At 64.9% G+C, this 13,421-nt stretch carries 13 protein-coding genes; 6 read left to right on the forward strand and 7 right to left on the reverse strand.

What is annotated here, in order from left to right; all coding sequences use genetic code 11:
- Positions 1-60 precede the first annotated feature (60 nt).
- Complete coding sequence (argG, locus tag BAU07_RS09745; RefSeq protein ID WP_066656671.1) at positions 61-1,395, reverse strand: argininosuccinate synthase; 1,335 nt, start codon at positions 1,393-1,395, stop codon at positions 61-63.
- A gap of 141 nt (positions 1,396-1,536) precedes the next feature.
- Here argG and BAU07_RS09750 point away from each other — a divergent pair, with 141 nt between their 5' ends.
- On the forward strand, positions 1,537-2,145 hold the full coding sequence (locus BAU07_RS09750) for a DUF4286 family protein (RefSeq protein WP_066656673.1): 609 nt from the start codon (positions 1,537-1,539) through the stop codon (positions 2,143-2,145).
- A 9-nt stretch (positions 2,146-2,154) separates the two neighbouring features.
- Here the strand turns inward: BAU07_RS09750 and argF are convergent, their stop codons facing one another.
- Positions 2,155-3,093 (reverse strand): ornithine carbamoyltransferase, encoded by a 939-nt coding sequence (argF, locus tag BAU07_RS09755; RefSeq protein ID WP_066656675.1) that lies wholly within the window; start codon positions 3,091-3,093, stop codon positions 2,155-2,157.
- 263 nt (positions 3,094-3,356) lie between these two features.
- On the opposite strand from argF, the gene BAU07_RS09760 reads away from it, so the two are divergent.
- A complete protein-coding gene (locus BAU07_RS09760; RefSeq protein WP_066656677.1) occupies positions 3,357-3,647 on the forward strand; it encodes a DUF3579 domain-containing protein in 291 nt (96 codons plus the stop codon).
- Between the two features lie 107 nt (positions 3,648-3,754).
- Here the strand turns inward: BAU07_RS09760 and BAU07_RS09765 are convergent, their stop codons facing one another.
- Positions 3,755-4,714: a 2-hydroxyacid dehydrogenase gene (locus BAU07_RS09765; protein ID WP_066656679.1), complete on the reverse strand. Its 960-nt coding sequence runs from the start codon at positions 4,712-4,714 to the stop codon at positions 3,755-3,757.
- 38 nt (positions 4,715-4,752) lie between these two features.
- Positions 4,753-5,724, reverse strand: a complete 972-nt coding sequence (locus tag BAU07_RS09770; protein WP_066656681.1) for a Bug family tripartite tricarboxylate transporter substrate binding protein — start codon at positions 5,722-5,724, stop codon at positions 4,753-4,755.
- Between the two features lie 229 nt (positions 5,725-5,953).
- On the opposite strand from BAU07_RS09770, the gene BAU07_RS09775 reads away from it, so the two are divergent.
- The 4 genes from BAU07_RS09775 to garL all read left to right on the forward strand — a co-directional run bounded on the left by BAU07_RS09775 (position 5,954) and on the right by garL (position 9,863).
- Complete coding sequence (locus BAU07_RS09775; protein WP_066656684.1) at positions 5,954-6,883, forward strand: dihydrodipicolinate synthase family protein; 930 nt, start codon at positions 5,954-5,956, stop codon at positions 6,881-6,883.
- 226 nt (positions 6,884-7,109) lie between these two features.
- The gene (locus BAU07_RS09780) at positions 7,110-7,811 is read left to right on the forward strand and encodes a FadR/GntR family transcriptional regulator (protein ID WP_066665216.1); all 702 of its coding nucleotides are present in this window, start codon (positions 7,110-7,112) and stop codon (positions 7,809-7,811) included.
- A 186-nt stretch (positions 7,812-7,997) separates the two neighbouring features.
- A complete protein-coding gene (locus tag BAU07_RS09785) occupies positions 7,998-9,041 on the forward strand; it encodes an Ldh family oxidoreductase (protein WP_232338331.1) in 1,044 nt (347 codons plus the stop codon).
- 48 nt (positions 9,042-9,089) lie between these two features.
- Positions 9,090-9,863 carry a 2-dehydro-3-deoxyglucarate aldolase gene (garL, locus tag BAU07_RS09790; protein ID WP_157122159.1) on the forward strand — a complete coding sequence of 258 codons (774 nt, stop codon included), beginning with the start codon at positions 9,090-9,092 and terminating at the stop codon, positions 9,861-9,863.
- Positions 9,864-10,210: 347 nt separating this feature from the next.
- Here the strand turns inward: garL and rpsT are convergent, their stop codons facing one another.
- From rpsT to murJ, 3 genes are all read right to left on the reverse strand, one after another.
- On the reverse strand, positions 10,211-10,474 hold the full coding sequence (gene rpsT, locus BAU07_RS09795) for a 30S ribosomal protein S20 (RefSeq protein WP_066656693.1): 264 nt from the start codon (positions 10,472-10,474) through the stop codon (positions 10,211-10,213).
- 112 nt (positions 10,475-10,586) lie between these two features.
- Positions 10,587-11,615 carry a FecR family protein gene (locus BAU07_RS09800; protein ID WP_066656696.1) on the reverse strand — a complete coding sequence of 343 codons (1,029 nt, stop codon included), beginning with the start codon at positions 11,613-11,615 and terminating at the stop codon, positions 10,587-10,589.
- Between the two features lie 228 nt (positions 11,616-11,843).
- Positions 11,844-13,412 (reverse strand): murein biosynthesis integral membrane protein MurJ, encoded by a 1,569-nt coding sequence (murJ, locus tag BAU07_RS09805; protein WP_066656703.1) that lies wholly within the window; start codon positions 13,410-13,412, stop codon positions 11,844-11,846.
- Positions 13,413-13,421: the final 9 nt, after the last annotated feature.

Consider the following 13,421-nt stretch of genomic DNA (forward strand, 5'->3'; position numbering starts at 1 on the left):
CCTCACCGAACGCCAATAAAAAACCGCGCGGACGCGCGGTTTTTTATTGGCGGAAGCGGCTTACTTCTTGTCTTCCTTCAATTGGGGCAGCGCCGCACCCGCGGTAGGGGAGAGCAGCCCGGCCTTCACGTAGGTGAAAAGCTTATCGCGCGTATCGACGATGTCGAGGTTGCGCATGGTGAGCTGGCCGATGCGGTCCTGGGGCGAGAACACGGATTCGCCTTTCTCCATGGTCAGGCGTTCCGGCTTGTACGTCAGGTTGGGCGAATCGGTATTGACGATGGAGTAGTCGTTGCCGCGGCGCAGTTCCACGGTCACCTCGCCGGTGATGGCGCGAGCCACCCAGCGTTGTGCGGTTTCGCGCAGCATGATGGCCTGGGGATCGAACCAGCGCCCTTGGTACAGCAGGCGGCCCAGCTTGCGGCCGTTGTCGCGGTATTGTTCGATGGTGTCTTCGTTGTGGATGCCGGTGACCAGCCGCTCGTACGCGATGAACAGCAGAGCCATCCCGGGGGCTTCGTAGATGCCGCGGCTCTTGGCTTCGATGATGCGGTTTTCGATCTGGTCGCTCATGCCGAGGCCGTGGCGGCCGCCGATGCGGTTGGCTTCCATCATGAGTTCGACGGGGTCGGCATACTCCACGTTGTTGAGGGCAACAGGCCGGCCTTCCACAAAGCGCACCGTGACCTCTTCCCGCTTGACGTCGACGTCGTCGCGCCAGAATGCGACACCCATGATGGGCTGGACGATCCGGATGCCGGAATTCAGATGCTCCAGGTCCTTGGCCTCGTGAGTGGCCCCCAGCATGTTGGAGTCGGTGGAGTAGGCTTTCTCGGCCGACATGCGGTATTCGAAGCCGGATTGCCGCATGTATTCGGACATCTCCGCACGGCCACCAAGCTCGTCGATGAAGGCCTGGTCCAGCCACGGCTTGTATATCTTGAGGTCGGGATTCGTCAGCAGGCCGTAACGGTAGAAACGCTCGATATCATTGCCCTTGAAGGTGCTGCCGTCGCCCCAGATGTTGACGTCGTCCTCCTTCATTGCGGCCACCAGCATGGTGCCGGTAACGGCACGGCCGATGGGGGTGGTGTTGAAGTACGTGATGCCGGCGGTCGAAATGTGGAAGGCTCCGCTTTGCAGCGCGGCAATGCCTTCCGATACAAGTTGGGCGCGGCAATCGATCAGGCGCGCTTTCTCGGCGCCGTATTGCATCGCCCGACGCGGGATCTCGTCGTAGTCAGGCTCGTCCGGCTGGCCCAGGTTGGCCGTGTAGGCGTAGGGCACGGCGCCTTTCTCGCGCATCCAGTGCAGGGCAGCGCTGGTGTCCAGGCCGCCTGAGAACGCGATGCCGACCTTCTGGCCGACGGGGATGTGCTGAAGGATGGTTGCCATTGCGTGTCGCCCGGGTAGAAAACCCGCGATTTTACCGCTTTTGCGGCCCTGCAATGTCGAACGCCGCCGCCGCGATCGGCCGCGAGGTGTTGCGGGCTGCCGGGCGTTGCGGGACCATGACGGTTTTTGTGCGAGGGACACATGGACCATACCCCACCCCCCACCTTTGGCCAGGAAGCGGACATCCTGTTGCTGAAGTTGCCCGACCGCCGGTTGGACGGTGCCGGCCTGGCGGCACTACAGGACGCCGTGAGCGGGACAACGGACGGGTGCACGGTGCAGGCTTATGCCGCCATGGATGCACAGGAAACCTATGTCTATTGCCGGTTGCCGTCGGTCGGCGCCAACAGCGTGGCGGCCACCATCCGGGCCAGCGCATTGGCAGCCTATCCGACTGCGGGCGTGCAGCGTCTGCGTCGGCTTGCAGATCTGCCGGGTGCTTCGTCCGGACGCGCCGCTCCTTGGCACTACATCGTGGAAACCGATGTGGTCGGGACGGCGGAACAGGATTTGAACGACTGGTACGACCAGGAGCATCTGCCCGGCTTGGCTGGGGTGCCGGGCACCGTGCGGGCGGAACGCTTCATCTGCACCGAAGGCGGGCCGCGCTACCATGCCTGCTACGATCTGGAGTCCCTCGAGACCTTTGGCAGCCCGCCCTGGCTGGCGGTGCGCGCCACGGCCTGGAGCGACCGGGTGCGGCCGTCTTTCCGCAATACCAAGCGCACCATGTTCAAGGCGATCGGCTAAGACGGCCTGCTACTGCTTGCCCAGGAGGAGAAACTCCATCAGTGCCTTCTGCACGTGCAGGCGGTTTTCAGCCTCGTCCCAGACCACGCTCTGCGGTCCGTCGATGACTTCCCCGGTGACTTCTTCGCCACGGTGGGCAGGCAAGCAGTGCATGAAGACGGCATCCGCCGCCGCAACGGCCATCATGTCGGCGTCCACGCACCAGTCAGCGAACGCCGCGCGCCGCTGTTCGTTTTCGGCTTCGTAGCCCATGCTGGTCCACACGTCGGTGGTGACCAGATGCGCGCCGCGGCAGGCGTCCATGGGGTCCTTGAACTGCCGCAGCACGGAGGCCGGCGGCGTGCCCGTGCGGAGCGGGTCCAGCTCATAGCCGGACGGCGTCGATACATGCAGCGTGAATCCAAGCATCTCCGCCGCCTGCAGCCAGGTGTATGACATGTTGTTGGCGTCGCCGACCCAGGCGACCGTCTTGCCCGCAATGGGCCCGCGATGCTCGACATAGGTGAAGATATCGGCGAGTATCTGGCAGGGATGGAATTCGTTGGTGAGGCCGTTGATCACCGGCACGCGCGAATGCGCGGCAAAGCGTTCGATGCGGGTCTGCTCGAAGGTCCGGATCATGACGATATCCACCATGCGCGAGATCACCCGTGCGGTGTCCTCGATGGGTTCGGATCGTCCCAGCTGCGAGTCGTTGGATGTCAGGTTGATGACCGAGCCACCCATTTGATACATGCCCGCTTCGAAAGACACGCGCGTCCGCGTGCTGGCCTTCTCGAATACCATTGCCAACGTCCGATCGTGCAAGGTCATGTGCGGCTCGTAGCGCTTGAACTTGTCCTTGATCAGGCGGGCGCGCTCCAGCACGTAGTGCATTTCGGCGGCGGAGAAATCACGGAATTGCAGGAAGTGGCGCAAGGGGCCGTTCTGGGTGCTTGCTATGGTCATGGTGGGTCTGCACATCGTTGGTCCGGCACGCTGCGGCGGCCGGGCGCATCATTATGCCTGTTCTTTTGAAAACAAGTCCGTTGCAGCGGCGTTGCGAGGAAAAGCCGGCGTAAAGCATGCAATTCGACCGCGCGGTGGTCCCTCGATACAATCGAAAAGCACCAATCATATACAATCGGCGCCGCGGCCCTCGAAGCCTCGGGCCACGTCTTTGACGGCGCGCCGCGCGCTCGTCCCCGGGTGCAAAACCAACGGTATTCCGCGTGCGACAACTCGTTATTCTCGGTGTTACGGAAGAAGGTCAACGCTTTCGCCCCAGCGATTGGGCGGAGCGGCTGGCGGGCGTCATGGCGCAATTCCGGCCGCCCGGTAGCGCACCGAGCCATCTGGGTTATTCGCCTTACTGTTCGCCTGTCATCATCGACGGCGAACGCAGTGTGGTGGTCGATGAACGCCTGCGCGAGCTCGAGCCATTGGCGTGGAAATTCGTGGTGGACTTCGCCCGGGATAATCGCCTGAAGACCCAGGAGCGCGAAATCGCGCATCCGCTGTAGGGGCGGACATGCGAGGCGGCCGATAGGGGCCGGGATACGCCGGACACCAGGCCAGCCATCAAAAGGCGATGCCGGGAAGACGCCCGGCATCGATTGGACCCGATCGGCTACTCCGTGACCGGCGTGATGACCTTGCCGGTTGCCAGGAAAGATTCCAGGTTGGCGATCATCAGGTTTTCCATTTCGCTGCGCGTCTCGTAGGTGGCACTGCCGATGTGCGGAAGCAGTACGAGGTTGTCGTTGGCCTTCAGTTCGTCGGGAACCTTGGGTTCGTGCTCGAACACGTCCAGCGCCGCGCTGCCTACCTTGCCGGCCTGCAGTGCCTGGATCAGCGCGGCCTCGTCGATGACCGGCCCGCGCGCGATGTTGATAATGGTGCCCTTCGGGCCCAGGGCTTCCAGGACTTCACGGGAAATCAGATGGTAGGTCGCGGGACCGCCCACGGTGGCCACCACCAGGAAGTCCGCCCATGCCGCCAGGTCCACGAGCGACGCCTCGTACCGGTAGGGCGCATCATCGCGGGGGCGCCGGCTATGGTAACGCACGTCCATGTCAAAGCCGGTACCCCGCTTGGCGATGGCCTGTCCGATGCGGCCCAGCCCGACGATCCCGAGCTTCTTCCCGCTGACCCGGGAGCCCAGCGGGATACTGCCGTGCACCTGGCCCCAGGCGCCGCTGCGCACGAAGCGATCGCCATAGGCGATCCGGCGCGCGGCCGCGATCATCAGCCCCCATGCCAGATCGGCCACGCAGTCGGTCAGGACGTCCGGCGTGTTGCTGACCTGGATGCCGCGTCGCTGGGCGGCCGCGATATCCAGGGTCTCGTAGCCCACGCCCCAGCTGCAGATGGCCTTGAGGTCGGGCAGCGCTTCGATCATTTCCGCGGTGCAGCCGAAGCTGGCGGAGGTCACCAGCGCCGTGATGCCCGTGCCATGCTCGGCCAGCGCCGCTTTGCGATCCGGGTACTTCCATAGCTCGACGACGTCGTAGTCCCGCGCCAGGCGGTCGTTGGCGGTGGGAGAGCCGGCATAGGAGCCGACCTGGATGATGCGTTGCTTGGCGGTCATGTCGTGGTTCGCTCGCAGGGAAAATCAGCAGCGCAATGCTACTCCAACTTGATGTTGGCCTTGCTGATGACGTCTTGCCAGCGCTTGACTTCGCCCTGCTGGAACTTGGTGAATTCGTCGGGACTGCTTGCGACGACCTCGAAGCCGAGCCCTTGCAGGGTCTTTTCCACGGCAGGGTCGCGCAGCGTCTTGCGCAAGGCATCGGAGAGCTTGCCCACGATGTCGGCCGGCGTGGCCGCCGGCACGGCAAAGCCTTGCCAGGAGTAGACCACCATGTCCTTGATGCCCGTTTCACCGATGGTCGGGACATTCGGCAGGTCCGGGATGCGCGCATCGCCTGTGGTGGCCAGGGCTTTCAGCTTGCCGGCCTTGATATGGGTCAGCACGGCGCCCAGGTTCTGGAACGAGACGTTGACCTGGTTGCCCAACAGGTCGCTGATGGCAGCCGCGCCGCCGCGGTAAGGCACATCGACACCAGTGGTATCGGTCTTCTGGCGGAACAGCACCGCGGAGAGGTGATCCGACGATCCCGTGCCCGAGGATGCATAGGAGACTGCACCCGGGTTCTTCTTGGCATAGGCCACCAGTTCCTCGACCGAATTGGCGGGGAAGTTGGGCGAGGCCACCAGTACGTTCGGGTTGCGCACCGCCATGGTCAGGTAGCGGAAGTCTTTGCTCGGGTTGTAGGAGAGGTCCTTGTACAGCGCCTGGTTGATCGAGAAGGTGCCGATGGAGCCGACCATCATGGTGTAGCCATCCGCCGGCGCGCGGGCCAGCGCCTGGGCGCCGATCGCGCCGTTCGCTCCCGGCTTGTTTTCGACCACGAAGGTCTGGCCGAGGATCTTGTTCAGGCCGGGCAGGACCGAGCGTGCGGTGATGTCGGAAGATCCGCCGGGCACGAAGGGCACGATGACCGTGACGGGCTTGTCGGGGTAGGCCGCCTGAGCAGGGAGGATGCCGCCGGCGAAGAGGCCGGCGGCCAGCGCGAGCGCTCGGATGGATGTGGTCATGGTGTCTCCTGGCTTTTATCGACGGCGCGCCTCGCAGGACGGCGTGCACGCCTTGGTCGCCGCCCGCCATCGGGCGCCGTGCTTGTAAAACAACTATATGTATTGAGCCATGATATGTCAACCAAGTATACTTCCCAGTAGACGCGGGCTGCCTTGTCCGACAACGTCGCACACGGTCAGCCAGCGCTGTGACCGGTGTGCGGCGCACCTTCCAACCAGGAGTTCTCCGATGAAAACCACGCCCGTCACGGTGGAGGACCTGCGCCGGTCCGTGATCGCCGTACCGCCGCTGGCCCGCAATGCCGATCTGACGCTCAACCCGCAGGCCAACGGGGCGCTGTTGCGCCACCTGGAGCAGGGCGGCGTGCGCAGCGTGATGTACGGCGGCAACGCCAATTTCTATAACGTCGGCGTCGGCGAATACGCGCGTCTGGTGGATTTCCTCGCCGAAACCGCGGGCCCGGATACCTGGGTTCTGCCTTCGGCCGGCCCGGACTACGGCAAGCTGATGGATCAGGCGATGATATTGAAATCGCGCGCCTTCCCCACCGCCATGCTGCTGCCGATGTCTTTTCCCTTCACCGACGCCGGCCTGGCGGACGGGATCCGGCGCTTCAGCGACGCCATATCGCGTCCGGTGGTCGTGTATATCAAGGCGTCCGACTACATTGCCCCGAACACCCTGGCCCGCCTCGTCCAGGAGGGCCGCATCGTGGCGGTCAAGTACGCGGTCGTGCGCGAGGAGCCAGCGCAAGATCCCTATCTCTCCGCGCTGCTCAAGGAAGTCGACTCGCGGCTGGTGGTCAGCGGGATCGGGGAGCGGCCCGCCATCGTGCATGTGCGCGATTTCGGGCTGCAAAGTTTCACCTCGGGCTCGGTGTGCGTGGCACCGCGGGGTTCCATGGAGTTGCTGCGGCACTTGCAGGAGGGCAGGCACAAGGAGGCCGAGCGGGTACGGGCGGCCTATATCCCGCTGGAAGACTGCCGGGACGCGATCAGCCCGATCCGGGTCTTGCATGATGCGGTGACCCTGGCCGGTATTGCCGACATGGGGCCCATGCTGCCCCTGATGACGGGGCTCACGGCCGCCGAGCGTGAACGGGTCGCGCCGGTCGCCCGCGCCTTGCTCGAACGCGACCGCGACATGCTGGTCGCCTGACAGCGCGCCCCGCCGCATGGCGGTCGATGGCGTACGATTGCCGCTCGACCGAAAGGAGAGCCATTTGTCTTCAAAGCAACGCGCGCCCGACGCCGGACCCGAAAGTGCCGGCGTTGGCGACCGCCCGGCGCCATCCCTGCCATCACTGTCGCGAGCCGCCGACCCCGGGCGGGTTGCCGATACGTCGCGGCAGCTCGACGCAGGCACTGCCGGCGAAGGCCTTCGCATGCTCGATCGCGGCCAGCGGGTGCGGCTTGGCGACCAGCTCTACGGCCAGATTTTCGATCGCATCGCGTCAGGCCAATTGAATGTCGGCGACAAACTGCCGTCGGAACACGAAATCTGCGAGCAGTTCGGGGTGTCGCGCCCCGTTGTCCGCGAAGCGCTGCTGCGCCTGCGCGCCGATGGCCTGGTCAGCGCATACCAGGGCTTGGGCACTTTCGTCATCCATCAACCTGCTCCCCGCCTGAAGACTTTTGGCGACGTGCAGAACGTCGGCGCCTATCTTCGCGCGCAAGAGGTGCGCGTGGCACTGGAGGGCGATGCCGCCCGCCTGGCGGCGATGCGGCGCACCGACGAACAGCTCAAGAAAATCGTCGATGCACACCAGGCCTTCGCGGAAGGACTGGCGCTCGGCAGGGTATCGGCCGAGGTCGACCTGGCCTTCCATGCCAGCATTGCCGAGGCCAGCGGCAACGACTTTTTCCCCGGTGTGCTGGAGACGATCCACGAATCCATCCATGGCTTCATGCGTCTGTCGCTCAACCTGACGCGCACGGGGTCGCGGCAGCGCGCGGAACGCGTCATGGACGAGCACGCCAGCATACTGGCGGCGATCCGCGAACAGGACGGTGAGCGCGCGCGCACCGCCATGCAGTTCCACCTGGGCCAGGCCCGGTATCGGCTGGTGGACCGCGAACGCGATTGACGCGCGGCGGCGCCCTGCTCGCGAAGGGGAGGGCGGACCGATCCCTCGCCACGAGGAGAAATGCAGGGATCCGGTCGCGGTAGCAACGATAAGGAGACAGCAGTGGCAGGCACAGGGGCAATAAGCTGGAACGCGTCGCCGCAGAGCGTGCGGGAACAGATATCGCGGGTTCTGCTGGCCTGGGGCATGCAGCCGGACCTCGCCGAGGTGACGGCCAGCCTCATGAGTGAAACGGATCTGCTCGGCATCGATTCGCACGGCATTTCGATGCTGCCCAGCTACGAGGAAAAACTCCTCGCGGGCACCCTGGCGATCGACGCCCGCCCGCGGCTGGTGCGCGATGGGCAGGCGTCGGCCTTGCTGGATGGCATGGGCGGGCTGGGTTATCCCGTTGCGGCGCAAGCGATGCAACTGGCGGTGGACAAGGCATTGGCGAGCGGCGTCGGCGCCGTAGCCGTGCGCAATTCGCATCACTTCGGAGCGGCAGGCGTGTATGCGCGCATCGCCGTGCGCCGCGGCGTGGTCGGACTGGTCACCAGCAGCGCCAACGGAATCATCATGGTGCCGACCGGCGCTGCCATGCCCATGCTCGGCACCAATCCCATCGCCTTTGCCGCCCCTGCCGCCCGCAACGAGCCGTTCGTGCTCGACATGGCCACGACGACCGTGGCCGCCAACAAGGTGAAGGTGTACGACTTCCATGGCAAGCCCTTGCCGCCGGGCTGGGCCGTGGACGGACGCGGTAAACCGGTCACCGATGCGGCGCAGGCCATGGCATACATCTTCCAGCATCCGGAAGGCGGGCTGACCCCCCTGGGGGGTACCGCCGCAATGAGCAGCCACAAGGGCTACGGGCTGGCCATGATGGCCCAGATCCTCGGCTCCACGCTCACCGGGAGCGGATTCGCGGCCCTGCACGCCAAACGCCGGCGGCCAGGGGAACCCGACAACATCGGCCATTTCTTCCTGGCCTTGAACCCGGATGCTTTCCGTGACGCGGGCTCCTTCGAGGCCGACCTGGACGAGATGATCGATGCGATGCACGAAACGCCGCGCGCCCATCCCGATGTCCCGGTCCTGGTGGCGGGAGAACCGGAGGCGGCCCAACGCGCCCGGCGCGAGCGGGAGGGCATTCCAATCCCGGCCGCGCTGGATGCCCGCCTGCGGGACATTTGCACGCGCTGCAAGGCGCCCTACGTACTGGCGCCAGTCCAAGGTGCTGCTCGATAAACCCCGCCGACGCGGACCTTCCTGGTCCGGGTCTTTTCCTCCATAGGATTGCATACGATGACTTCGTCGCTACCCAACCGCTTTCGCCAACGCATTCTCGCGCGCGAGCAGGTGATCGGATTCTGGATGAGCATGGCCAGCCATATCACTGCAGAATTGGCCGGGCTGGCGGGTTATGACTGGCTGCTGCTGGACGGCGAGCATTCGCCCAATGATGTCCCGATGTTCCTGCAGCAGCTGCAGGCTCTGCAAGGCAGCGAATCCGCGCCGGTGGGCCGGCCCAGCATCAACGATCCGGTGGAGATCAAGCGTCTGCTGGATATCGGCTTCTACAATCTGCTGGTCCCGTTCATCGAATCCGGCGAAGAGGCCCGGCGAGCTGTCGCGGCCACCCGCTACCCGCCCGCCGGCATGCGCGGCGTGGCCGGGCTGCAGCGAAGCAACCGCTACGGGACGGTGCCCGATTATTTGGCGACCATAAACGACAATATCTGCGTACTGCTGCAGATCGAAAGCGCGCGGGGCATCGATGCGGTGGACGACATCGCCGCAGTGGACGGTGTCGATGGGATATTCATCGGGCCCTCGGACCTGGCGGCGGCTTTGGGCCATATCGGCAATCCCGCGCATCCGGATGTACAGGCCGCGATTCGCCATCTATACGATCGCGCCACCGCGCACGGCAAGGCCGTGGGCATCCTCGCGCCGGTTCCCGATGACGCGCGGCGTTACCTGGCCATGGGCATGCACTTCGTCGCGGTCGGAACCGACCTGGGCGTCTTCAAGCAGGCGACCTTCGCCCTGCGCGACGCCTTTCGCTAGGGCGTGTTGCGTCGTGCAGGACTGCCTGGTGTGTTGGTCCGCCATGCGGGTTGCCATGCAGGCCTGCCGTGCAGGGCGGGCCATGCGACAGGATGGCGATATGCGATTTCGCCACGACACGCTGCCTGTCGCGACGTATGCCACCGCATGAAAAAAGGACGCTCAGGGCGTCCTTTCCATTGCCGGGTGAACGTGGGCGGCGAAGCTTCCTTATATCCCCGCCCAGTAGAGGACGCAGGACCGCCTCGGCACCCACTGGCACGACGGGGCAACGCACATGCCCGCAGCATGCTGGATACTCACGCGGGACTCAGGTAGCCGTCCCCCGTATGCACAGATGCGGCAGCTCAGGCCAGCGACTTGACCGCGGCCGACAGGCGGCTCTTGTGGCGAGCGGCCTTGTTCTTGTGGATGATGTTCTTGTCGGCGACGCGATCGATCACGCTGGTCGTCTTTTGCAGCACAGCGGTAGCGGCCGCCTTGTCACCGGCTTCCACGGCCTGGCGTACGCGCTTGATAGCGGTACGCAGCATGGAGCGCAGGCTGGAGTTGTGCTTGTTGCGTTCCACCGATTGGCGGGCACGCTTGCGGGCTTGGGCAGTATTGGCCATGTGCGAGTAAGTTAGAAATTCGGCAAAGCTCAACATTTTAGCAAGTCCGAGCCCAATTGCAAGCTTTACCGGACTGTGTCGAGCATATTGCGGGCGGAAAGCATCAGGCGGATCAGGCCGACACCACGTCTATCGTCACCAGCCAGGGCGTTATGCGGCGTATTACGACGGGCACCGATTGCTCCAGGGCCTTGAGCGTCGCGTCGGTGTCATCCAGCGGGAATTGGCCGGTTACCAGCAGGCCGCCCGCCGCCATGGAAAGACGCAGCATCCCGCTGCGATAGGGGCGTAGCGCGGCAATGACTTCAGCCAAGGGACGATTGCGGACCGCGATCCAGCCGGTTTCCCAGGCCGCATCGGCGACGAGCTCTGCCCGGGGAGAGTCGATGCGCGCGCCGTCGAAGCGCGCCCCCATGCCGGCGCCCACGACAGCGCGGGCCTTGGCGAGGGTTTCGATTTCCACTTCATGCTCATGCACGACCACGAGGGAGCGGCGTGCCTGCTGACGCACCATGAATCGCGTGCCCAGCGCCCGCACGCTGCCCTGTTCGGTGGTGACGATGAAGGGCCGGTTCGGGTCGCGCGCAACGGATACCGTGATGGCGCCCTCCATCAGGCGGACATTACGGGCGCTGCCGGCGAAGTCGAGGCGTACGCGGGAACGCGCGTCCAGCAGTATCTGGCTGCCATCGGACAATTGATACAGGCGTCGTTCCCCTGTTGCCGTCGCTGCGTCGGCCAACAAATTATGCAGGGGGTAGACCTCGTTGACGGCAGCCCCGGTCACCAGGGTGGCCAGCACGCCGCCCGCGGCCATAACAACGCGCCGCCGGGCATGGTTCACGCGCAAATGCCTGGGTACGAGTACCGGAGGAGCGGGCGCCGCGGTGGCAGCCACCGTGCCACGCTGCCCGGAGGTGGAAAAACCGATAGGGTAGAAGTCGCTGAGGCGCCCGAACGAAGAGCCCAGCGCCGACGTAAGTTGCTGCCATGCGCTTTCGTGCATGGGATCCTGGGCTCGCCACGCCAGAAAGTCCGCGTAGTCCGATTGGGACGCGCGACCAGAACGCAGCAGCAGCAGCCAGTTGACGACCTGGTCTGCGACGGGCGTTGACTTGTCCGAGGGGGCGTCCTGTTCCAAAAGGCGTTCCAGCGTGGCCGTGAGGGTGTCGAAATGTAAATATTAAAGCGTTTTATCAAGAATCGGGGCAATTTGCCAGTGGGGTAAGCAAAAAATGATTCAACGGACCATATGTCCGGATGGGAAGCCTAATACCTTCGTGTGGCGCCGGGGGTTGGGACCCATACGGGATCGTTGCACCACCCCCATTCCGCCCCAACATGCCGGAACTACCGCGATACCGCCAGTCTATGCGGCGCCGGGTGCGGCGCGTCGCGTGAAGTCGCGCGGGCGGAAGCCGCAGAGCAGCAGGGTCCCGAAATAGGCAACCACGCTGGCGGCAAGCACGGCGGCCAGTAGCCCGACCCGCTCCCAGCTGTGCTTTTGCAGCGCGATCCAGTCCAGCCGCCCGTCGGCGTAGAGCAGCACGCCGGTCAGGGCCGCCATTGCGGGCAGCAATCTCAAAACGAAGAGTATCCACCCAGGGCTGGGGCGGTAGACCCCTCGCTTGTACAGCGCGCCCAGCAGCAGCAACGCGTTCAGGCAAGCGCCGAGCGCGATGGCCAAGGCCAGGCCGGCGTGGGCCAGTTTGGGCACCAGGACCAGGTTCAGGCATTGCGTGACTACCAGGGCGACGATGGCGATTTTGACGGGCGTGCGGATATCCTGCCGCGCATAGAAACCGGGGGCGAGGATCTTCACGGACAGCAATCCGATCAGCCCCGCCGAATACGCCATGACGGCCAGCCGGGTCTGCATCACGTCGCGGGCGACGAAGGCGCCATAGTGGAAGAGCGTGGCAACCAGCCCGTCGGCCAGTAGTGCCAGGCCCAGTGCGCTGGGCAGGCCCAGCAGAAGCGTCAGCCGCAGCCCCCAGTCGAGCAGGGCGCTGTAGCCGTCCGTGTCCGAGCGCGCGTTTGCCGCGGACAGGGCGGGCAGCAGCACCGTACCCAGCGCGACGCCCAGCAGGGCCGTCGGAAACTCCATCAGCCGATCCGCATAAGACAGCCAGGTCACGCTGCCGGGCGGCAGCCAGGTGGCGATATTCGTGTTGATGAGCAGGGAGATCTGCCCGACCGATACGCCGACAATGGCGGGAAGCATCTGCCTGAGGATGCGTCGCACCGTCGCATCCGCCCATGCCTCTCGAATGCGCGGGCTGTAGCGCGGCACCAATCCCAGCCGCGCCAGTGCGACCCATTGGATCGCCAACTGCAGAACACCACCGACTACGACGCCGATTGCCAGGGCGTAGATGGGAGGGTGGTAGCGGGGAGCCAGCCACACGCAAGCCGCGATCATCGCCACATTCAGCAGCACAGGCGTAAAGGCGGGCACGGCAAACCGCCGCCATGTATTCAGGACACCGGAAGCGAACGCCACCAGCGACATGCAAAGGATGTACGGGAACATCAACCGCGTCATCCATACCGCTGCATCAAAGGCTTGCTCACCCGCTTCGCGCCGCAAACCGCTGGCCATGGCCGTCACTACCCAAGGGGCCAGCAGGATGCCCAGCGCGGTAACCAGCATGAGGGCGCACGTCAGCAATAGTGCGACCCGGTCCAGCAGCACGCGCACTTCGGCGTCGCCGTTCTTGCTGCGCGCGGCGCCCAGTATGGGAACGAAAGCCTGCGCGAACGCGCCCTCCGCAAAGAGCCTGCGCAACAGATTGGGGATGCGGAACGCAACCCAGAAGGCGTCCGTAAGGGGCCCGGCGCCGAAGGCGCGCGCCACCAGCACGTCGCGGATCAGGCCGGCAATGCGGGACAGCAATGTAAAACTGCTGACCGTAGCGGCCGATCGCAGCAAGCTCATGGTGGTACG

Origin of the sequence: Bordetella flabilis, assembly GCF_001676725.1 — a bacterium.
GTDB classification, from domain to species: Bacteria; Pseudomonadota; Gammaproteobacteria; order Burkholderiales; family Burkholderiaceae_B; genus Bordetella_C; species Bordetella_C flabilis.